Genomic DNA, 21,328 nt, shown 5'->3' on the forward strand with positions numbered 1-21,328 from the left:
CATGGTCGAGATCGGGATGGGCCGCGTCGCCCGTCGCACCTACGAACTCAGTGAAGTCAGCATCGTGCCGTCCCGGCGCACCCGCTCGTCGCAGGACGTCTCGACGACCTGGCAGTTGGACGCCTACCGGTTCGAGATCCCCGTGGTGGCGCACCCGACCGACGCGTTGGTGTCGCCGGAGTTCGCGATCGAGCTGGGCCGGCTCGGTGGACTGGGCGTGCTCAACGGTGAGGGGCTGATCGGCCGGCATGCGGACGTGGAGGCCAAGATCGCGCAGCTGGTCGAGGCCGCCTCCAAGGAGCCCGAACCCTCGGCGTCGATCCGGCTGCTGCAGGAGCTGCACGCCGCGCCGCTGAACCCGGACCTGCTCGCCGCCGCGGTGGCTCGCATCCGCGAGGCCGGTGTGACCACCGCGGTACGAATCAGCCCGCAGAACGCCCAGTCGTTGACGCCGGTATTGCTGCAGGCCGGCATCGACCTGCTGGTCATCGGGGGCACCATCGTCTCGGCCGAGCGGGTCGCCTCCAACGGCGAGCCGCTGAACCTGAAGAGTTTCATCTCCGAGCTCGACGTGCCGGTGGTGGTGGGCGGCGTGCTCGATCACCGCACCGCGCTGCACCTGATGCGTACCGGCGCCGCGGGTGTCATCGTCGGCTACGGCTCTACCCGGGGCGTGACCACCAGCGACGAGGTGCTGGGCATCAGCGTGCCGATGGCCACCGCGATCGCTGACGCCGCGGCGGCGCGCCGCGAATACCTCGACGAGACCGGCGGCCGCTACGTGCACGTGCTGGCCGACGGTGACATTCACACCTCCGGTGAGCTGGCCAAGGCCATCGCCTGCGGTGCCGACGCGGTGGTGCTGGGCACGCCGCTGGCCGAAAGCGACGAGGCGCTCGGCGGCGGGTGGTTCTGGCCGTCCGCGGCGGCACACCCGTCGCTGCCGCGCGGGGCGCTGCTGCAGATCGCCGTCGGTGAGCGACCGCCGCTCGAGCAGGTGCTCAACGGGCCGTCCGACGATCCGTTCGGCAGCCTCAACCTGGTCGGCGGTCTGCGCCGATCGATGGCCAAGGCCGGCTACTGCGATCTCAAGGAATTCCAGAAGGTCGGCTTGACCGTCGGCATCTAGGGTCTTTGCTTGGCCTCGGGAAAAGGTCCTGCGTCAGGGCATTTCTTCGGCCCACGCGACATGCCCGTCAAACTGCAGTTCTACCGCCATTGCCCGATAGCGATTCCGGAAGCGCGCGTACAGCCCGCTATCGCCCCGAGCACGGGCCGATAGGGTCCGCAGCCGCATCAGCATGATGTCGCGTACAACCACACCGTCGGCCGTGGGCATCGTCGCTAACCGATCGATTGCGAACTCGGCTTCGGCCACGTCAGCGGCCGCGGCCCGTTCGAGCAACGCCTCCACCAGCAGACCCGTGGCAGGGATGCCCCAGCCCAGCAACCGGTCCTCGCTGAACAGATGATCGACAGTGGTACGCATCAGCGATATTGCCTCATCGCGATCTCCGCGCCGTGTCTTCTCACGCGCCAGATACATGTTGACGAGCGGCAATCGCGACACATACCGGCCCTCGCGCAGGAACCCCTCGTGGATGTCGGCCAGCAGCCGGTGCCCGCGGTCGCGTTCGGCATCGGTGTTTCGGTGCAGCAGTGCGACACCTAGCGTCAGTCCGACGACGACCAATGCGAGATCTTCTCCGGACCGTTCGGCAATGCGCAACGCATCCTCGATTTCACCCAGCGCGTGATCGTCGGGCTTCAGCACGCCGTACGGTATCCCCGGGAAATAGACGTACGCGACAACCGTGGCGTAGGACATGGGGTCGGCGCTGCGCGCCATCGCAAGGCCGCGGGTCAGGTCGTCTCGCCACCCGCCGCAGTCTAGAAAATAACGGGCAATCGCCCGCGTCGTTAACGCGAGCGCCAACGGGGAACCCACGATGAAGTTGCCTTTCGCAGGGTCGCCGTCGGCTAGGTCAATGACCGTCTGCGACCACTGCATGACAGCGGGCCACTCACCCCGTTCGGCCTTAGCCAGGATCGGAGTGAGAGACAGTCCGACCGTCACGGTCGCACTGCTGACGGACTGAATCAGGTCCATGGCCTCGGAAGCCAGCTCAGCTCCCTTGCACACTCGGCCCTGATAGAGGTGATCCATTACCAGGCCCGCCATCGCGATGGCGAGCGAAGGCTTGTCCTCTGCGGCCGTGCACAATTCACGTAGTTCGTCGAATCCCGCTTCGGAAATGTCGGAATGAATTCGCCACGCGAACCCGTACAACTTGGTGCGCGGAGTAATGCGCATCGCGGCGCGGTCTGGGTCCTCGGCCGGTAAGGCGTCAGCGATCTTGCTGGCACGTTCCCAACTCAGTCGCGCGGCGGCGACGTCGCGGTTGAGTGCCCAGGTCCCAGCGCGCATATGCCAGGCGAATGCGGCGTGCAGATCGCCCGCGGACTCCAAATGCTCGGCGATCAGCGCCGAGTTTTCTTCCACCGATTTCGGGTCGCGGGCTTCGAGCACGGCGGCTAGTCTCCGGTGCATTTGGGTGCGGTCGGATTTCAGCAGCGACTCGTAGGCGACGGTGCGGATCAGCGGATGCCGAAACGCATACTCCGGGCACGCGGTGAAACGTACTTGATCGACGAGGTCCGCCTCGACCAGCTCATCGACGCGGATTTCGACCTCCAGGCTCGCCAGCAAGTCGGCGCCAAAGCGAAACCCGATGACTGCTGCAGCGCAGAGCATGTGTTTAGCCCCCGGGCTCAGCCGGTCGATGCGCGCGGCAATGGTCGCCTGCAGGGTCGCCGGCACACCGACCTCAGCTACATCCGAGTCGCAGACGTAGTAGCCGCGCTCGCCATCAAGCACGCCTCGTTCGACCAGCTCACGGGTGATTTCCTTGGCGAATAGCGGGTTACCTGCGGCGCGCTCGGCGATGATGTTGGCAATCTCATCGACGGAAGGATCCGGACCCAGCAGCCCGGTGACCAACTTTGACGCGTCCGAGCCACTCAATGGAGCCAGGGCGAAGGTCTGGGCGCCTGGCACAATCCGTAACGCGCCGCGGTATTCGGGCCGATAGGTGAGGAGCATCAACGCGGGCGTCTGCGGAATCACCGTCAGACAGTCGGCAAACATGGATTCGCTGGCTTTGTCGATCCAGTGCACGTCCTCTACGACAAAGACTGCCGGGCGGGTGAGGCCAAGCTGGGAACCATTGACCAGTGCTGTCAGCCGTCGCCGCCGCGCGTCCGGATCGATCTTGGGTAGCTTCGCAGCAGGATCGCCGATGCCCAGCAGATCATTGAGCAGCAACACATCCTGAGGATCGGCATCGGGGGGGACGCGGGCTCGGACGCGCGCCCGCGCCGCCTCGTCATCCAGACCCACTATCTGGGCCACGGCGCGTAAGAGACGCGTCATGGCCCGGAAGTGGACGTCGGTGGCGTGCGAATCGCAAAAAGTGCGAAACACACTGACACCACAGCCCTTTGCTATTTGCTCGACCTCGCGCACCAACCGTGTCTTACCTATCCCGGCCGGACCGGTTAGTGACACCACCGACCCGGTGCCGTTGATGGCCCGATCGAGGATCGCCGATAATGCGGTGAGTTCCCATCGGCGGCCGACCAACGTCGATTGCGGCCCATCAAGTCGTCGAGGTTGCCTTGCGACGCTGACTAGCTGACGTGCCTGCACCGCATCTCCGACGCCCTTCACGTGCACCAGTTGCGGCTTCTGCAGAATGACGGCACCCTCGACCAGTCGCGCGGTGGACTCGCTCAGCATCACAGTGCCTGGCGGCGCGATCGACTCCATTCGCTTCGCCATTCCCACCTGCTCACCAATTGCGGTGTAGCCCAACGTGCTTGGACCGATCTCGCCGGTAATGACTGTGCCGGAATTGAGGCCAACTCGTAGCCATAGATCGACTCCGTCGGAGCGTTCGAGTTCGCTTGCCAGTTGCCTGGCCGACGCCTGAATACTGAGCGCGGCCAGACAGGCCCGCAGCGCGTGGTTCTCCAAAGCGGCCGGCGCACCGAACAAAGCCATGATGCCGTCACCAGTGAACTTGTCCACCGTGCCGGCGTAGCGTCGGACGGCCGCCGATGCGCGAGTAACGAGCTCGGTCATTATCCCGCGTAATCGCTCAGCGCCCACGTCCGCCGCGATCCTCATCGAATCCACCACGTCGGCGAACAACACCGTCACTTGCTTGTACTCCGCGGGGACTTCAGGCGAAGCGACTAGCGCGCCGCATCCGTGGCAGAATCGTGCATCCTCGAGCGACTAAGCGCCGCACACTCCGCACGCTGTCGCCGTCGTCATTCAACCCCCGCCAGTCCTGGCTTTCGGTTCCCTGTGAAAAGACGCTCGCATGTCGAGTGTAGAGATCCGGGTCACTGCGAGTTCACCGGCACTACGGCAGGCCGGTGAACTCGCGTGATGTTTAGCGCGGCCGGTCGTGGAACAAAATGTGACAGCGATCATACTGGGGTAATGAAGCCAGATTTCGACGTCCTGATCATTGGTTCGGGTTTCGGCGGCAGTGTCAGCGCGCTGCGGTTGACCGAAAAGGGTTACCGTGTAGGCGTATTGGAGGCTGGTCGTCGCTACTCCGACGCGGAATTCGCCAAAACGTCGTGGGATCTGCGCAAGTTCCTCTGGGCTCCCAGGCTGGGCTGCTACGGCATCCAGCGGATTCACCCGCTGAAAAACGTGATGATCCTGGCCGGCGCCGGAGTGGGCGGCGGGTCGCTGAACTACGCCAACACGCTGTATGTGCCGCCGGACCCGTTCTTCAACGATCAGCAGTGGTCGCACATCACCGATTGGCGCGGCGAGCTGATGCCGCACTACCTGCAGGCGCAGCGGATGCTGGGTGTGGTCGAGAACCCGACGTTCACCGATGCCGACCGGATCGTCAAGGAAGTGGCCGACGACATGGGGTGCGGGGACACGTTTGTGCCGACCCCGGTCGGAGTGTTCTTCGGCCCCGACGGAACCAAGACGCCCGGAAAGACGGTGCCCGACCCGTTCTTCGGCGGCGCGGGCCCCGACCGCACCGGTTGCTTGGAATGCGGCTGCTGCATGACGGGCTGCCGCTACGGTGCCAAGAACACGCTGCTCAAGAACTACCTGGGGCTCGCGGAATCGGCTGGGGCGCAAGTCATTCCGATGACAACGGTGAAGAGCTTCGAGCAGGGGTCCGGCGGGTTGTGGAAGGTCCGCACCGTCCGCACCGGAAGCTGGCTGCGCCGGGATCGGCGCACCTACACCGCAAGCCATGTGATCCTGGCCGCGGGCACTTGGGGGACTCAGCATCTGCTGTTCAAGATGCGCGACAAGGGCCGGTTGCCCCGTCTTTCAATGCGTTTGGGTGTTTTAACCCGGACCAATTCGGAATCGATCGTCGGCGCCGGACGGTTGAAGGTCTCCCCGGATCTGGACTTGACGCATGGGGTGGCGATCACGTCGTCGATTCACCCGACGTCGGACACTCATGTCGAACCCGTCCGTTACGGCAAGGGCTCCAACGCGATGGGGCTGCTGCAGACCTTGATGACCGACGGCCCCGGCCCGCAAGGTACCGACGTGCCGCGCTGGAGGCAGTTGCTCGACACCGCGGGTGCGGACCCCCGCACGATGTTGCGGTTGCTCAATCCCCGTCAGTGGAGCGAACGCACGGTGATCGCACTGGTCATGCAGCACCTGGACAACTCGATCACCACGTTCACCAAGCGCGGAAAGCTGGGCATCCGCTGGTACTCCAGCAAGCAGGGGCACGGCGAGCCGAACCCGTCGTGGATCCCGGCCGGCAACGAGGTCACCCGCCGCATCGCCGCCAAGATCGACGGCGTTGCCGGCGGTACCTGGGGCGAGCTGTTCAACATTCCGCTGACGGCGCACTTCCTTGGCGGTGCGGTGATCGGCGACGGCCCCGAGCACGGCGTCATCGACCCGTATCACCGCGTCTACGGCTATCCGTCGCTGCTCGTGGTGGATGGCGCGGCGATTTCGGCGAATCTGGGCGTCAACCCGTCGCTGTCGATCACCGCGCAAGCCGAGCGGGCCGCCTCGCTGTGGCCGAATAAGGGCGAGATCGATCAGCGGCCGCTGCAGGGCGATGCCTATCGCCGGCTGGACCCGATTGCACCGCAGCACCCGGTGGTGCCGGCGGACGCGCCCGGCGCGCTGCGCTGGTTGCCGATCGACCCCGTCACCTCGGCGAGCTGACCCCTCGTTAGCTCGCGATCACTTCGAGCGGTGCGCCCTTGACCACCCGGCTGCGCTCGCCGTGCACGTTGACCGGCACGTCGCCCATCAGCGTGACTCGGTGCATCAGCCGCGGCTGGTCATCGTAGTCGTCGACCGCCCGGTGCTGGGTCGCCCGGTTATCCCAGATGGCCACATCGCCGGCTTCCCAGTTCCAGCGAATAGTGTTCTCGGGTTTAGTGATTGGCTGCTGTAGTAGTTCGAGCAGAACGCTCGACTCGTGGCTTTCCAGGCCGACGAAGTTGCGCACGAAATTGCCGGCGATCAGTGTGCGCTCACCGGTCTCGGGGTGCACGCGGATCACCGGGTGCTCGGTCTGGAAGTCCTGTCTCTCGAACGTCTGGCGGAACGCTTGCTGCGCGTCGCTCATCGCCAAGGTCGCCTCGGCGCTCACGTAGTCGTGACGGTTGGTGTGCAGCGCCCACAGGTTCTCGACGAGGCGTTGAAGTGGCGCGGGGAGGTCCAGGTAGGCCGCGGCCGTCGAAGCCCACAGCGTCGATCCGCCGTAGCTGGGCAGGGTGACGGCGCGCAGGATCGACGCCGCCGGGTAGTTCGCGGCGAAGGTGACGTCGGTGTGCCAGCGGTTGGCTTTGCCGTACTCGGAGTTGATCGGCGTGATGACCGGGGCGCCTTTAGCCGCGAGCGCACCTGCCGCCGGGTGCCCGACGGGCGTGCCCAGCAGTCCGCCGAATGCGAGCTGCTGTTGGTCATCGAGGTGGTGCTGGCCGCGGAAGAAGATGACCTTGTGGGTCAGCAGCGCCCCGCGGATCTCCTCGACGGCGGCGCGGTCGAGGTCGCCGCCGAGGTGCACCCCGTCGACCCGAGCGCCGATCCGGCTGCCCAACTTGGTGACGGTCATCTGGTCTGTCATGGCTGTAGTCCCCTTGCTTGAACATCGGGTGTAGTCAATTGACTAAGCCCGAGTGTAGTCGCTTGGCTACAGTTTCGGCAACCCCGTTTGACCTGGCCTTACTGGCCCCCGAGCTGGTGGGTCTGGGCGCGTCGGTGGGTGGGCTCGCATCCCGGCGGCTGCGGCGGCGGCGGCAACAGTGCCTTGCGCTGACGGACCGCGATGGTCGTCGGTGAATCCGTCTTGAGCAGGACTTCCTCGCCGGCGTGCCGGATGGCCAGTTCACCGGTGTCCCCGTCGCTGAGGGTGTAGGTGACGTCGGCGTGGTTGGCGTCGACCATCAGCCGGAAATTGCGCCACCGCACCCGGAACCGCAGCCGGGTGATGCCGTCGGGCAGCGCGGGATCGATTTCCAGGATGCCGTCGTCGTCGCGTAGGCCACCGAAGCCCGCGACGATCGCCATCCAGGCGCCGGCCAGCGACGCCATGTGCAACCCGTCGCGGGTGTTGGAATGCAGATCGCGCAGATCGATCAGCGCGGCCTCATACGCGTAGTCGTGCGCGAGCTCGAGATGTCCGACCTCCGCACACATCACGGCCTGACAGCAGGCCGACAGCGACGAGTCGCGCACCGTGCGCCGCTCGTAGTAGTCGACATTGCGGGCCTTCTGCTCAGGCGTGAACGCGTGGCTCTGCCACTGCATGGCCAGCACCAGGTCGGCCTGCTTGATCACCTGCGCCGGGTAGAGCCGCACATACGGCTCGTGCAGCAGCAGCGGGTATTTGTGCCGGTTGTCGAAATCCCACTCGGCGAACTTGGTGAAGCCTTCGCACTGCTGGTGGACACCCAGCTCCTCGTCATAAGGAATGTTGACGGAATCGGCCGCGTCGCGCCAGGAGGCCGTCTCCTCGTGGGTGACACCCATCGCCTCGGCCGCCTCGGGGTGGCGGTTGCAGGCGTCGGCGGCGACGACCAGGTTGTGCGCGGCCATCAGATTCGTGAAGACGTTGTCGCGCACGATCGCCGTGTACTCGTCGGGGCCCGTGACGCCCTCCAGGTGCCAGACGCCGTGGCGGTCATGGTGTCCGAGCGACATCCACAGCCGGGCCGTCTCGATCAGCACCGTCAGGCCGCAGTCGGCCTCCAGCGACTGGTCGCCGGTGACGACGCGATAGCGCTCGAAGGCCATCGCGATGTCGGCGTTGATGTGGAAGGCCGCGGTGCCGGCCGGCCAGTAGCCGGAACACTCTTGGCCACGGATGGTCCGCCACGGGAAGCTCACGCCCTCGAGGCCGAGTTCTTTCGCGCGGTCCCTGGCCATGTCCATCGTCGACGCCCGCCATCGCAGCGAATCGGCGACCGCGTGCGGCAGCGTGTAGGTGAGCACCGGAAGCACGAAACCCTCGGTGTCCCAGAAGGCGTGGCCGTCGTAGCCTGTTCCGGTCAGCCCCTTGCTGGGGATGGCGCGGCGCTCGGCGCGGGCGCTGGCCTGCACCAGGTGAAACAGCCCGAATCGCACCGCTTGCTGGGATTCCGAGTCGCCTTCGACCTCCACGTCCGCGTTGTCCCAGAAGTCGTCGAGGAACTCCCGCTGGGCTTTCACCAGCCCGTCCCACCCGCTGTACCGGGCGCCGTGCAGCGCGGCGGCGACCTGGTCGCGCAGCGCGGGCCGGGAGCGCTGGCTGGACCAGCCGTACGCCAGATATTTGACGATGCGCAGCTTCTGCCCGGGGCGCAGCCCGCAGATCACGGTGGTTCGCGCCAGGTCGGGCCCTGCGTCGTTGGTGACCTCGACCCGCCCGGGAACTTCGACGATGTGATCCATCCCCGCGGCCATCATCAGCTGGCTGGCCCGGGTCCGGTGCATCAGCAGCGCCCCGCAGTCGGTCTCGTCGTGTTCGACGGCCTCCAGCGGGTTTTCCAGAATGGCCGCCACCCGGGGATCCGCCGACGTCGTCGGCTGGTCCTCGTTGGTGACGAGTTCGGATTGCACGGTGACGCGGACGAACTCGTTGACCGCCTCAACGCAGTACTCGATGGCGGCCACACTGCGGTGGGCCAGCGACACCAGCCGGGTGGAGGTGACCTTGATTTCCTTGCCCACCGGCGAACGCCAGTGCGCGTTGCGGGTCAGCGTCCCGGCCTTCAGGTCGAGGACACGTTCGTGCGAGATGAGCTCGCCGTACCGGACGTCGAAGGGCTCGTCCTCGACGAACAGGCGAATGATCTTGCCGTTGGTCACGTCGACGACGGTCTGGCCGGCCTCCGGGTAGCCGTAGCCGGCCTCGGCGTAGGGCAGCGGCCGGATCTCGTAGAAGGAGTTCAGGTAGGTGCCCGGCAGGCCGTACGGTTCGCCCTCATCGAGGTTGCCGCGCAGCCCAATGTGCCCATTAGACAAGGCGAATAGCGATTCGGACTGGGCGATCAGGTTCAGGTCGAGCCGCGTCTCGCGGATCACCCACGGTTCGACGGGGAAGGCCTCCTGGGTGATCATGCCTGGACCCCGGTTGAATTCCCTAGCAACTCGGCGAGGTCGGTCACCACGACGTCGGCGCCGTTTTTGCGAAGATCTTCGGCCTGGCCCACTCTGTCGACACCCACCACGTAGCCGAAATTACCGGCACGGCCGGCCGCCACTCCCGACAGCGCGTCCTCGAACACCGCGGCCGCGTCGGGGGCGACGTCGAGCAGTTGCGCCCCCCGCAGATAGGAGTCGGGCGCCGGTTTGCCTTTGATGTGTTCCTCGCGCAGCGTCACCCCGTCCACCCGCTTCTGGACGAACCGGTCCAGCCCGGTGATCTCGAGCACCTCCCGGGTGTTCGCGCTCGACGACACGACGGCGATGCCCAGCCCCGCGTCCGTGGCGGCCTCCAGGTACCGGCGCGACCCGTCGAACACCTCGACGCCGTCGCGGTCGAGGACCTTTTGGAACATGTCGTTCTTGCGGTTGCCCAGGCCGTAAACGGTTTCGGCGTCGCCGGAGTCGTCGGGACTGCCGTCGGGCAGCTCGATTCCCCGGCTCTGCAGAAACGACCGGACCCCGTCTTCCCGCTTCTTGCCGTCGACGTATTTGCGATAGTCCGCGGCGGCGTCGAAGGGGACGAACTTCTCCCCGGTGCGCTCGGCTCGCTGGGACAGATAAGCGTCGAACATGGCCTTCCAGGCCTTGGTATGCACGCTCGCGGTATCGGTGAGGACACCGTCGAGGTCGAACAAGCAGGCGCGCACCTTCTCTGGCAGACCCAGCACAGAGCATCCTCACTGTTGGAGTGGTCGGGCGATAACCACTTCATCATGCTTGCCTGTATGCCGCCAGCGAACGCCCATGTTGTTCAACTCGCCCGCGCGACTCCTTGGATGACCCGCAGCCGTCCGTCCGACAACGCGGCGGTCAGGTTTTCGGCCTTGCGAGCGAAATCGGCCACGAATGTCTGCAGACCCAGCGGGTTGGCCGGCTGTGCCAGGAGTGTTTGCATCAGCGCGCTCGCCGGTTCGGTGAGGTCGTTCCAGTGTTCGACGGTGAAGCCGGCGGACTCGAGGACGGCGCGCAAGTCGTCGGGGCTGACCAGATGGCTGTGTGCCGACCGATCGGCCCACGGCAGGGGATAGGAGAGTTCGCGATTGTCGCCAATGGTGATGTCCCACAACGCAAGGCGGCCCTCGTTTACCAGCACCCGGCGAGCCTCGGAGTACAGGCGGACCTTGTCGGCCACGTTCATCTGAACATGCTGGCTGATGGCGATGTCGAAGCCGGCATCGGCGAAGGGGAGTGCGGTGACGTCGCCCTGATGGACCGATATCCGGTGGTTTAGGCCGACGAGTCGATTGAGCCAACGGTGTGTTTCGCAGTATTCGTCGGTGAGGTCGACGGCGGTGACGGTGCAGCCGAAGCGGTCGGCGATGTAGCGCGCGGTGCCGCCGACTCCGCTGCCCGCGTCCAGCACCGAACTGTCGCTGGTGATTCCGGCCAGGTCGACCAGTTGAGCGGTCGCCATGCGGCCCATGGTGTGGAAGTCCTCCACCAGGTCCAGGTCGGCGGGTACCAGGTGCTCGAGTTCCTTTCCGGCGGTGAGCAACGCCTGCTCGATGTTGTGCCGCGAGAGGCCGGTCGAATACTGGGTTCCGATCGCAGTCATGCCCTTTCCCTTTCTAAGTGACGTGCTTTTTCCAATTCACGAGCCGGCAACAGCCCCGCGACGACGATCGCGGCAGTCAGTGCGATGCCCGCGCACACCAGTGAGCCCACTTGCAGGCCGTCCAGGAACGCGTGGTTGACGGCGTCGCGCACCGGACCGGCGTGCTGCGCGGGTAGCTGTTCGATCACCCTGTACGCCACTGCCATTGAGTTGCGCATCGCTGAGCGCACCTCGGCCGGCAATGCGGCCAGCGACGGTGCCGAGCCGATCTGAGCGGAGTAGACCGAGGCGAAGACGCTGCCCACGATCGCCACGCCCAGGGTGCCGCCGAGCTCGCGCGTGGTGTCGTTGACGGCGGAGCCGATGCCGGCCTTGTCGGCCGGCAGCGACCCCATGATCGCCTCGGTGGCCGGCGCGAACGTCAGGCCCAGGCCGCCGCCGAGAAACAGCATCTGCGTGGCGATTTCGACGTAGCTCGTCGCGGCATCGGCGGTGGACGCCCAGGCCAGGCCGGCCGCGAACACGGTCAGGCCCCCGGCCACGACGGCGGTGGTGCCTATTCGCTCCACCAACCGCGGCCCCAGGATGCTGGCCAGCGCGATCGATATGGCGACCGGCAGCAATCGCACACCACTCTGAAATGCGCTGTATTCCTTGATGAATTGGAAGTACTGGGTGATCACGAAGATGAAGCCGAACAGCGTCAGGAAGCCGGCGGTCACCGCCAGGCTGCCCCCGGAGAACCGGCGGTTGGAGAACACCGTGATGTCCAGCATGGGATGCGTGCTGCGCTGCTCGGCCAACGCGAACCCGATCAGCAGGGCGGTGGCCACAGCGAAGCCGATCGCGGCCCGGGTGCTGGTCCAACCCCACGACGGCGCCTCGATGACGGTATAGACCAGCGCGGTGACGCCGGCGGCCGACAGCAGCAGCCCGGGGACGTCGACGCGTAGTGCGGCGGGATCGCGGGAGGTCGGGACGAACAACACACCGCCGATGATGGCGACTGCCGCGATCGGGATGTTGACCATGAAGATGGCGCCCCACCAGAAGTGTTCGAGCAACCAGCCGCCGCTGATCGGGCCCACCGCCACCCCGACACCGACCATGGCCGCCCATAGTCCGATCGCCTTGGCGCGGGGGACCGGGTCGGTGAAGATGTTGGTGATCAGGCCCAGCGTGGTCGGGAAGATCACCGCCGCGCCGACACCCATCGCGGCACGTGCCGCGATCAGCTGATCCGCGGAATTCGCCTGTGCCGCAAGCCCTGACGTGATCCCAAACAGCGCGAGCCCGGCATTGAGCCAGCCGCGTCTGCCGAATCGGTCGCTGAAGCTGCCGGCCGACAACAGCAGTCCGGACATGACCAGTGTGTACGCGTCGACGATCCATTGCAGCTGGGCGGTATCGGCATTGAGTTCGCGCGACAGCGTAGGCAGAGCGACGTTGACGATGGTGGCGTCGACGCTGATGACGAAGACGCCCAGGCAGATGACGGCGAGCGCCAGAATCCTTCGCATGGACAAGACGGTAAATCTGATAGACAAAGAAATCAAGTAATAGATGGAAAAACATGTCTTCCGCGGTAAGGTGGGGTGGTGCGGACTCGCAACTACAACCAGAACTGCCCGATCGCGCGTGGACTTGACGTCCTCGGTGAGCGGTGGACGCTGCTGATCCTGCGCGAGTTGGTCGGTGGAGCCCGCCGCTATTCGGACCTGCGCGCGCAACTACCCGGCATTGCAACCAATTTGCTCGCCGAGCGACTCACCGAGCTGCAAGACGCCGGGCTGGTTGACCGGGCGGACTTGCCGGCGCCGATCGGGCGCACCGTCTACACCCTCAGCGACCTGGGCTGGCAGCGGGTGCTGCCCATCCTGCAGACCCTCGCATGGTTCGGCCTGGACCGGCTGGATCCGATCGACGACGGGTCGGCATCGCCGCTGAACGGGTTTCTTGCCGGCGTCCTGCTCGGCTTCGACTCGGGTAGGGCGGCGGGGTTAGAGGCCACCTGCCGGGCCGAGATCGACGGCCGGCGTTTCGACTTCGCGGTCACTCAGGGGCGCCTGGCCGGCGCTCAGGGCGAACCATTGGTGACGATCACCGCCGCCGCGGCGGATCTGGTGACCGCCCGTCTGGGCCGAAGCGATGCCAAACGGAAGGCGGCGCTGCGGCGCATCACCGTGACGGGCGACCCGGCCGCCGTCGACGCGGTGCGCGCGAGCTTTTCGCTATAGCGGGTCCCCGGTCAGCCCCGGGATTCGACCAGGGCATCGATGAGGGCCTGGGCGATGAACTTGCCGTAGCGGCTGGCCGACCAACCGCGTTCGAGGACGAGAAGCTCGTAGAGCTCGGGTGCGTGATAGGTCCACAGGACATCGCGGGCTTCGTTGGCGCTGACTCGTAGCTGTCCCGTCCCGGCAAGACCGGATGCGAACATCGTCATGCCAGCCAGCGTTTCCTGCCGGATCTGCTTCCAGACCTCACCGGCGTCTGGCGACGACGCGGCACCATCGCGCGCGAGTAGCTGGACCGGCGCGCTGCGCGGCATGGTGGCGGCCAGGTGCTCGGCATACATCTCCAGCTTGCGAGTCGCCTCGGCCTCATCGGCTACGTTTTTTATCACGTCTCTTTGGACCATTGGAATCGGCTCGTCGTCGCCGGCGACCGCCACATCGAAGACTGCTTTCAGCACGCCCGCCTTCGTCGCGAATGCCTTGTACACCGTTTCGACCGACACGGTGGCGTCCCGCGCGATTTCGGCGATCGTCGTCGCCGCATAGCCCTGGGCCAGGAATCGTTGCCGGGCCGCCGCGAGCACCGCGTGCCGGTTCTGCTGGGCCTGTTGGCGTCGACGGGTCGAGTCGTATCGGCGCGGAGTCGGGCTATTGACAGATCCCATAATTAAGTACAATCTCCTGTATTGAATATAAGCTACTGTATTAGAGTAGGAAACGTGACATGACAAGTGCAACATGCTCCGCCGCCAGCCTGTCGGACGGCGACCCCATCGCGGTAGCGCGTGCCCTGGTGCCCGAGATCGCGCGGCGCGCCGACGAGGCCGAGGCGCTCGGAACATTGCCGCTGGATCTGGTCGAGCGCCTGCGCGCGGCCGGCATCTTCCGCGCGGTACAACCGCGCTCGCTGGGCGGATTTGAAGTGCCCCCGGTCGAGTACATCCAGATGATCGAGGTATTGGCGCGTGCCGACGGTTCGACGGGCTGGATCGCCGCCATCGGCGGCGGTGCGCCGACGTTCAGCGCCTGGCTCGAACCGACTGTCGCCACGGAACTGTTTGGTTGCGACGCCGACTTTTTGTCGGCCACGGTGTTCTCGCCCACCGGGCGTGCCGTCCCGGACGGTGGCGGCCGGTTCGACATCGACGGACGGTGGCCGTTTGCCAGCGGTTCCCGGCACGCCGAGTGGATGCTGGGCGGGATGTTCGTCTTCGACGATGGCACGCCGCGAATGCTCCCCGAGCAGGGCCCCGACTGGCGCCTTGCGTTCTTCCCGCGCGCTGACGCCGAGATCGACGACAACTGGGATGTCCTGGGGCTGCGCGCCACTGGCAGCAACGACGTGGTCGCCCGAGGCCTCAAAGTCCCCGAAGAACACACCATCAGCCCGTTCTTCCAGCCGGCCCGCCAGGACGGCCCGTTGTGGAGGATTCCGTTCTTCACGCTCGTCGGGATCGGCATGGTCGGTGCCCCGCTCGGGATCGCGCGACGCGCACTCGACGAATTCGCCGGTCTCGCGCCGACGAAGACACGTGCCGGCACGGTCCAGCTGCTGGCCGAGGACTCCGCCGTCCAGGTCGAGTTCGCCAGGGCTGAAGCCGGTTTGGCCTCGGCGCGAGCCTTCGTTCTCGATGAGGCCAATGCACTGACCGAAACCGCCTGCGCCGGCGATCCACCATCGCTGCAGCAGCGCGCCCGCTTCCAGCTTGCCGCCCAACAGGCGATGCGTGCGGCACGTCAAGCGGTCGATACGACGTTCGACTTGACCGGTGGGAGTGCGGTGCGCGCGGGTCACCCGCTGCAACGCTGCTTTAGGGATCTGCACACCGCCAGCCAGCACGTGTACTTCAGCCCGTCGGCCCTGAAGCGCTACGCCAACACCCGATTCGGCATTGCGCAACCGACCCACCTGATGTGACACCGGCGAAGGCACGGCCCCACCCGGGCAGTCGTGCCAGCCCACTAAGCTGGCTGCCGTGCAAGCACCCTCGCCGCGGCCCGTATTGGTGGTCGACTTCGGCGCGCAGTATGCGCAGCTGATCGCCCGTCGTGTTCGCGAAGCGCGAGTCTTTTCCGAGGTCATCCCGCACACCGCCTCGATCGACGAGATCAAAGCCAAGGACCCGGTGGCGCTGGTGCTGTCCGGCGGGCCGGCCAGTGTGTACGCCGAAGGCGCCCCGCAACTGGATCCCGCGGTGTTCGACCTTGGCGTGCCGGTGTTCGGCATCTGCTACGGGTTCCAGGCGATGGCGCAGGCGCTGGGCGGGACCGTCGCGCACACCGGCACTAGCGAATACGGTCGCACCGAACTGAAAGTGATTGGTGGCGAACTACATTCGGGACTGCCCGCGGTGCAGCCGGTCTGGATGAGTCACGGTGACGCGGTCACGGCGGCGCCCGCGGGTTTCGACGTGGTGGCCAGCAGCTCCGGCGCGGCGGTCGCCGGCTTCGAGAACCGGGCCCGGCGGTTGGCCGGCGTGCAGTACCACCCGGAGGTGATGCACAGCCCGCACGGACAGCAGGTGCTCAGCCGGTTTCTGCACGACTTCGCCGGTCTCGGAGCCCAGTGGACTGCCGCCAACATCGCCGAGGCGCTGACCGAACAGGTGCGCGCCCAGATCGGCGAAGGCCATGCGATCTGCGGGCTGTCCGGCGGGGTGGACTCCGCGGTGGCCGCGGCGCTGGTGCAGCGCGCCATCGGAGACCGGCTGACGTGTGTCTTCGTCGACCACGGGCTGTTGCGCGCCGGTGAGCGCGCCCAGGTGCAGCGCGACTTCGTCGCCGCCACCGGCGCCAACCTGGTCACCGTCGACGCCGCCGATACCTTCCTCGAGGCACTGGCGGGTGTGACCAACCCCGAGGGCAAGCGCAAGATCATCGGCCGCCAGTTCATCCGGGCGTTCGAGGGTGCGGTTCGAGACATCGTGGCCGCCGACGGCTCGGGTGTCGACTTCCTGGTACAGGGCACGCTGTATCCGGACGTGGTGGAGTCCGGCGGGGGCAGCGGGACCGCGAACATCAAGAGCCACCACAACGTCGGTGGTCTGCCCGACGACCTGAAGTTCAAGCTCGTCGAGCCGTTGCGGCTGCTGTTCAAAGACGAGGTGCGCGCCGTTGGACGGGAGCTGGGGCTGCCCGAGGAAATCGTTGGACGCCAGCCCTTTCCGGGCCCGGGACTGGGTATCCGGATCGTCGGCGAGGTCACCGCTAAGCGGCTGGACACGCTGCGGCGCGCCGACTCGATCGCCCGCGAGGAGCTGACCGCCGCCGGCTTGGACAACCTGATCTGGCAGTGCCCGGTGGTGCTGCTGGGCGAGGTGCGCTCGGTCGGCGTGCAGGGCGACGGCCGCACCTACGGGCACCCGATCGTGCTGCGGCCGGTGTCCAGCGAGGACGCCATGACGGCCGACTGGACCCGGGTGCCCTATGAGGTGCTCGAACGCATCTCGACCCGGATCACCAACGAGGTGGCCGAGGTCAACCGAGTGGTGCTGGACATCACCAGCAAGCCGCCCGGCACCATCGAATGGGAATAGCGGCGGCGTTCGGATAGCTACTCCACGAATTCGCTTCTGCCATAAGCAATGCCGGCCTCGCTCCAGTCGCCGCCGGCTTCGACGACCAGTCGTCGGGCCACATCGCGATCGCCGTTTACAGCGACCAGGATCAGGGTGTGGTCGGTCGCGGTGACGGATGCGCCCCGCAGCCAATTGCGGTCCGCCGGGTCGGCCGCCAGCGCGGTGCCAATGCGCTCGATGTCGACGTCCGGCACGGTGATGAGGATCGCGTTCAGCTCCGCCGCATGCTGCGGCAGGTAGTCGAAGGACAGCACCGATTCCTGGTCGAACTGACGGCGCACGGCCTCGGCGGCGGTGTGCAGGGCGGGCTCGTCGGCGCCGCACAGATGAAATTCGCGGGACCGTTCAAAGGTGACCCGCTGCTGCGCGTCCGACCAGTACACCCCGTCGAGCGGGGTCGACCCCGTTACCGCGACGCCGCCCTGGGTGATCGTCATGTCGGCCTGCGGCTCGAACAGCGGATCGGCGTTGTCGGTGACGAAGAACTCTGCCGGTTGGCAGGGCGCGGCCTGGCTCGGCGCCGGAAAAGCGACACCAATAAGCACCAGGAGCCACAGCAGCACCGAGCGCATAAAGCAGCCTCTCACGTTTCTTGACGCTGTCGGAGGGTGGGTGTTTACTCTCGAACATAAATTCGAAAAAGATGGAAGAGATGCTGGTAGGAGGCTTGTATGACGGCGGCTGTCGCCTCCAACCAGGATCGCATCGAACAGCTCGAATCGCTACGCCGGCAGATCGCGGTGTTGTCCGGAAAGTCGCCCGAGAAGGCGCCTGTTGCCCGCCTCGACGACCTGCTGCCGGAATCGGAATCCCAACTGCCGGTCCCGCAGTGGCTGGCCGACGCGCTGCCCACGCAGTTGCCCCGGGGGACGGTGGCGGTGCTATCGGGGGCGCGGTCACTGCTACTGGGCATGGTCGCCGCGGTGACGGCGGCCGGAGGAAACGCGGCCATCGTCGGCCAGCCGGATATCGGACTGCTGGCCGCGGTGGAGATGGGGGCGGACCTGAGCCGGCTCGCGGTGATACCGGATCCCGGAACCGATCCGGTGGAGGTGGCCGCGGTGCTCGTCGACGGCATGGATTTGGTGGTGCTCGGTCTGGGCGGGCGCCGGGTGCCACTGACCCGGGCGCGGGCAGTGGTGGCTCGCGCCCGGGTCAAGGGCTGCACCCTGCTGGTCACCGACGGCGACTGGCAAGGAGCGCCGACGCGGCTTGTCGCCCGGGTCTGCGGCTATGAGATCACTGCGGGTGACCGGGGTACCCCCGTCTGCGGATTCGGACGAATCAGCGGAGTGCGGCTGCAGGTCAGTGGGGTGTGCGCGGGCAGACGGGTGATCGGCCGAACGCGGACCGGGTGAATTCGGATGTCTTCCCGAGTGTTGGCCATCTGGTGCATGGATTGGCCTGCCGTCGCGGCGGCGGCAGCGGCGGGCCAATCCGTGACGACCCCGATCGCGGTCACTTTGGCCAACCGGGTGATCGCCTGCTCGTCGGCCGCGCGTGCAGCCGGTGTGCGGCGGGGGTTGCGACGCCGGGAGGCGGCGGCCCGCTGTCCCCACCTGCACGTCGCCACCGCCGACGCGGACCGCGACGCCCGCTTTTTCGAAGGGGTGGTTGCGGCGGTCGACGATTTGGTGCCCCGGGCCGAGGTGCTGCGGCCCGGGCTCCTGGTGTTGCCGGTGCGCGGAGCGGCCCGTTATTTCGGGTCCGAGGCCACCGCCGCCGAGCGGCTGATCGACGCGGTGGCCGCGGCCGGCGCCGAGTGCCAGGTCGGGGTCGCCGACCAGTTGTCCACCGCGGTCTTCGCCGCAAGGGCCGGTCGCATCGTCGCGGTGGGCGGCGATGCGAAATTTCTGTCGGTGCTGTCGATCCGGCAGCTGGCCACCGAGCCGAGTTTGTCCGGTCCGGGGCGAGAAGAGCTCACGGATCTGTTGTGGCGGTTGGGGATTCGAACCATCGGGCAGTTCGCTGCGTTGTCGGCTACCGACGTGACTTCCAGGTTCGGCACCGACGGGCGCAGCGCACACCGGTTCGCCCGCGGCGAGCCAGAGCGGGGACCGTCCGGGCGGGAGCCACCGGCCGAGCTCGAGGCCGTGCTGGACTGCGATCCGCCGATCGACCGGGTCGACGCCGCGGCATTCGCCGGGCGTTCGCTGGCCGGCGCGCTGCACCAGATGCTGATGTCCGCCGGAGTGGGCTGTACCCGGTTGTCCATTCATGCCGTCACCGCCAACGGCGAGGAATTGACCCGGGTGTGGCGGTGCGCCGAGCCGTTGACCGAGGACGCCACCGCCGATCGGGTGCGCTGGCAACTGGACGGGTGGTTGAGCAGCCGGGCCGCCCGCAACCCCCGCCCGACGGCGCCGGTGACATTGCTGCGGCTGCAGGCGGTGGAGGTGGTGTCGGCCGGGGCGCTGCAGCTGCCGTTATGGGGCGGCCTCGGCGACGAGGACAGGCTGCGGGCGCGCCGGGCGCTGGTACGAGTGCAGGGCCTGCTCGGCCCGGAGGCGGTACGGGTGCCGGTGCTGTCCGGAGGCCGCGGGCCGGCCGAACGCATCACCTTGACCCCGCTGGGCCTAATAGATCCTGAGCCGGTGCCGCACGCCGACCCGGGACTGCCGTGGCCCGGCCAGCTGCCGGATCCGTCGCCGGCGGTACTGCTCGATGACCCGGTGGAATTACTTGACGCCCAAGGTAACTCGATACGGGTAACCGGTCGGGGGATGTTCTCCGCCGCCCCTGCGCGCCTGGTCGCCCGCGGCCAGGACGACCCACTGCGCTGGTGGGCCGGGCCTTGGCCGGTCGACGAGCGGTGGTGGGATACCGACCGATCGGCAGGCCGCACCGCCCGCGCCCAGGTATTGCTGGAAAGCGAACGCGCGTTGCTGCTGTGCTATCGCCAGCGGCGGTGGTACCTCGAAGGGATCTACGAGTAAGGCGGTGTCAGTACCGGCCGAAAGCCACGGCCACGTTGTGGCCGCCGAATCCGAACGAGTTGTTGATCGCATACCGGTAGTTGCCCGGCCGCGGCTTGCCCGACACCACGTCCAAGTCGATCTCAGGATCGAGATTCTCCAGGTTCAGTGTCGGCGGAACCACCTGATCCCGCAGCGCAAGCACGGTCAGGATCGACTCCACCGCGCCAACCGCGCCCACCGAGTGACCCAGCGCGGCCTTGGGTGCATACACCGCCGGCCTGTTGGCGCCCAGCGCGTTGTTGATCGCCTTGCCCTCGGCCAGGTCGCCCACCGAGGTGCCGGTGGCGTGCGCGTTGACGTGGTCGATATCGCTGGGTGTCAGCCCCGCCAGCTGAATCGCCCGGGTCATCGCGTGTCCGGCGCGTGCGCCGTTGGGGTCCGGCGCCACCATGTGGAAGCCGTCCGAGGTGACGCTGGCGCCCATGATGCGGGCCAGGATGTTGGCGCCCCGGGCCTTCGCGTGCTCTTCGGTTTCGATGACCATCAGCGCGCCGGCCTCGCCGAACACGAAACCGGTCCGATCCCGGTCGAACGGGCGGCATGCTCCGGCCGGGTCATCGTTGCGGGTGGACATCACGATGCGCATCTGGGCAAACGCCGCGATCGCCACCGCTTCGATCTTGACCTCGACGCCGCCGCAAATCGCGATGTCGGCCTCGCCCAGGACGATGCTGCGCCAGGCCTGGGCGATGCCTTCCGAGCCGGACGCGCATGCCGAAATCGGGCTGATCACCCCGGCCCTGGCGTGGCGTTCCAGCCCTATTGCCGCGGCGGGGCCATTGGGCATGTACTTCTGCACCGCCAGCGGTGAGACAGCCTTGCGGCCCCGCGCGCGCATATCGTCGTAGCTGAACACGATTTGCTCGGCCGAGCCCAGGCCAGTGCCGACGGACACCAGCAACCGGTTGGGGTCGACCTCGGGCGAACCGGCGTTCTCCCACACCCGGCGGCTCACGATGGCGGCCATCTTCTGCAGCCAACCCATCCGGTGTCGCTCGGCGCGCGTCAACCCCTGATCGAAATCCTCCAGCAGGTGCCCGCCGATGCGTACTGGCAAGTCGTAGTGTTCGATAAACGAGTCTTCGAGAGTACGGATTCCGCTTTGGCTGTCCAGCAACAGCTTCCAAGTGCTCTCGGCATCGGTGGCAAGCGCGGTTGTCATGGCAATGCCAGTGACCACGACATTCGGAAGCGCTTTTCCGGTAACCAGCTCTGTCATTGCGAAGGTCCTCCCATGCTGACTAACGCAACCCCACGCAGAT

15 protein-coding genes and 2 pseudogenes are annotated in these 21,328 nt (G+C 66.8%); 7 read left to right on the forward strand and 10 right to left on the reverse strand.

What is annotated here, in order from left to right:
- Position 1 precedes the first annotated feature (1 nt).
- Complete coding sequence (locus H7K34_RS08215; protein ID WP_264061578.1) at positions 2 to 1,129, forward strand: GuaB3 family IMP dehydrogenase-related protein; 1,128 nt, start codon at positions 2 to 4, stop codon at positions 1,127 to 1,129.
- Between the two features lie 33 nt (positions 1,130 to 1,162).
- Here H7K34_RS08215 and H7K34_RS08220 read toward each other — a convergent pair whose 3' ends face one another.
- Positions 1,163 to 3,736, reverse strand: a complete 2,574-nt coding sequence (locus H7K34_RS08220; RefSeq protein ID WP_372510720.1) for an ATP-binding protein — start codon at positions 3,734 to 3,736, stop codon at positions 1,163 to 1,165.
- Positions 3,731 to 4,225 (reverse strand): annotated as a pseudogene (locus H7K34_RS26885) (adenylate/guanylate cyclase domain-containing protein); the annotation flags it as partial. The gene H7K34_RS08220 and the pseudogene H7K34_RS26885, both read right to left, overlap by 6 nt.
- Before the next feature lie 285 nt (positions 4,226 to 4,510).
- Between H7K34_RS26885 and H7K34_RS08225 the strand changes: the two are divergent.
- Complete coding sequence (locus H7K34_RS08225) at positions 4,511 to 6,247, forward strand: GMC oxidoreductase (protein ID WP_264061373.1); 1,737 nt, start codon at positions 4,511 to 4,513, stop codon at positions 6,245 to 6,247.
- 7 nt (positions 6,248 to 6,254) lie between these two features.
- Here H7K34_RS08225 and H7K34_RS08230 read toward each other — a convergent pair whose 3' ends face one another.
- The 5 genes and pseudogenes from H7K34_RS08230 to H7K34_RS08250 all read right to left on the reverse strand — a co-directional run bounded on the left by H7K34_RS08230 (position 6,255) and on the right by H7K34_RS08250 (position 12,793).
- The gene (locus tag H7K34_RS08230) at positions 6,255 to 7,157 is read right to left on the reverse strand and encodes a TauD/TfdA dioxygenase family protein (RefSeq protein WP_264061374.1); all 903 of its coding nucleotides are present in this window, start codon (positions 7,155 to 7,157) and stop codon (positions 6,255 to 6,257) included.
- 98 nt (positions 7,158 to 7,255) lie between these two features.
- On the reverse strand, positions 7,256 to 9,631 hold the full coding sequence (locus H7K34_RS08235; protein ID WP_264061375.1) for a glycoside hydrolase family 65 protein: 2,376 nt from the start codon (positions 9,629 to 9,631) through the stop codon (positions 7,256 to 7,258).
- Positions 9,628 to 10,399, reverse strand: a pseudogene (locus H7K34_RS08240) (beta-phosphoglucomutase family hydrolase). The gene H7K34_RS08235 and the pseudogene H7K34_RS08240 overlap by 4 nt, the downstream one beginning before the upstream one ends.
- A 70-nt stretch (positions 10,400 to 10,469) precedes the next feature.
- Complete coding sequence (locus H7K34_RS08245) at positions 10,470 to 11,273, reverse strand: class I SAM-dependent methyltransferase (RefSeq protein ID WP_264061378.1); 804 nt, start codon at positions 11,271 to 11,273, stop codon at positions 10,470 to 10,472.
- Positions 11,270 to 12,793 carry a DHA2 family efflux MFS transporter permease subunit gene (locus H7K34_RS08250; protein WP_264061379.1) on the reverse strand — a complete coding sequence of 508 codons (1,524 nt, stop codon included), beginning with the start codon at positions 12,791 to 12,793 and terminating at the stop codon, positions 11,270 to 11,272. Before H7K34_RS08250 ends, H7K34_RS08245 begins: the two co-directional genes overlap by 4 nt.
- A 78-nt stretch (positions 12,794 to 12,871) precedes the next feature.
- On the opposite strand from H7K34_RS08250, the gene H7K34_RS08255 reads away from it, so the two are divergent.
- Positions 12,872 to 13,510 carry a winged helix-turn-helix transcriptional regulator gene (locus H7K34_RS08255; protein WP_264061380.1) on the forward strand — a complete coding sequence of 213 codons (639 nt, stop codon included), beginning with the start codon at positions 12,872 to 12,874 and terminating at the stop codon, positions 13,508 to 13,510.
- An 11-nt stretch (positions 13,511 to 13,521) separates the two neighbouring features.
- On the opposite strand, the gene H7K34_RS08260 is transcribed toward H7K34_RS08255, so the two are convergent.
- Positions 13,522 to 14,175, reverse strand: a complete 654-nt coding sequence (locus tag H7K34_RS08260; protein ID WP_264061381.1) for a TetR/AcrR family transcriptional regulator — start codon at positions 14,173 to 14,175, stop codon at positions 13,522 to 13,524.
- 59 nt (positions 14,176 to 14,234) lie between these two features.
- Here H7K34_RS08260 and H7K34_RS08265 point away from each other — a divergent pair, with 59 nt between their 5' ends.
- Together H7K34_RS08265 and guaA are read left to right on the forward strand one after the other, a co-directional pair.
- Positions 14,235 to 15,428: an acyl-CoA dehydrogenase family protein gene (locus H7K34_RS08265; RefSeq protein ID WP_264061382.1), complete on the forward strand. Its 1,194-nt coding sequence runs from the start codon at positions 14,235 to 14,237 to the stop codon at positions 15,426 to 15,428.
- 49 nt (positions 15,429 to 15,477) lie between these two features.
- On the forward strand, positions 15,478 to 17,046 hold the full coding sequence (guaA, locus tag H7K34_RS08270; protein WP_264061579.1) for a glutamine-hydrolyzing GMP synthase: 1,569 nt from the start codon (positions 15,478 to 15,480) through the stop codon (positions 17,044 to 17,046).
- A 17-nt stretch (positions 17,047 to 17,063) separates the two neighbouring features.
- Here the strand turns inward: guaA and H7K34_RS08275 are convergent, their stop codons facing one another.
- The gene (locus tag H7K34_RS08275) at positions 17,064 to 17,660 is read right to left on the reverse strand and encodes a hypothetical protein (protein WP_264061383.1); all 597 of its coding nucleotides are present in this window, start codon (positions 17,658 to 17,660) and stop codon (positions 17,064 to 17,066) included.
- A 99-nt stretch (positions 17,661 to 17,759) separates the two neighbouring features.
- On the opposite strand from H7K34_RS08275, the gene H7K34_RS08280 reads away from it, so the two are divergent.
- Together H7K34_RS08280 and H7K34_RS08285 are read left to right on the forward strand one after the other, a co-directional pair.
- Entirely contained in the window at positions 17,760 to 18,446 is a 687-nt protein-coding gene (locus H7K34_RS08280) for a hypothetical protein (protein WP_264061384.1), read from the forward strand.
- Positions 18,447 to 20,024 carry a DNA polymerase Y family protein gene (locus H7K34_RS08285; RefSeq protein ID WP_264061580.1) on the forward strand — a complete coding sequence of 526 codons (1,578 nt, stop codon included), beginning with the start codon at positions 18,447 to 18,449 and terminating at the stop codon, positions 20,022 to 20,024.
- A gap of 7 nt (positions 20,025 to 20,031) precedes the next feature.
- Here H7K34_RS08285 and kasB read toward each other — a convergent pair whose 3' ends face one another.
- Positions 20,032 to 21,285, reverse strand: a complete 1,254-nt coding sequence (gene kasB / locus H7K34_RS08290) for a 3-oxoacyl-ACP synthase KasB (RefSeq protein WP_264061385.1) — start codon at positions 21,283 to 21,285, stop codon at positions 20,032 to 20,034.
- Positions 21,286 to 21,328: the final 43 nt, after the last annotated feature.

Origin of the sequence: Mycobacterium montefiorense (assembly GCF_025823255.1) — a bacterium.
GTDB classification, from domain to species: domain Bacteria; phylum Actinomycetota; class Actinomycetes; order Mycobacteriales; family Mycobacteriaceae; genus Mycobacterium; species Mycobacterium montefiorense.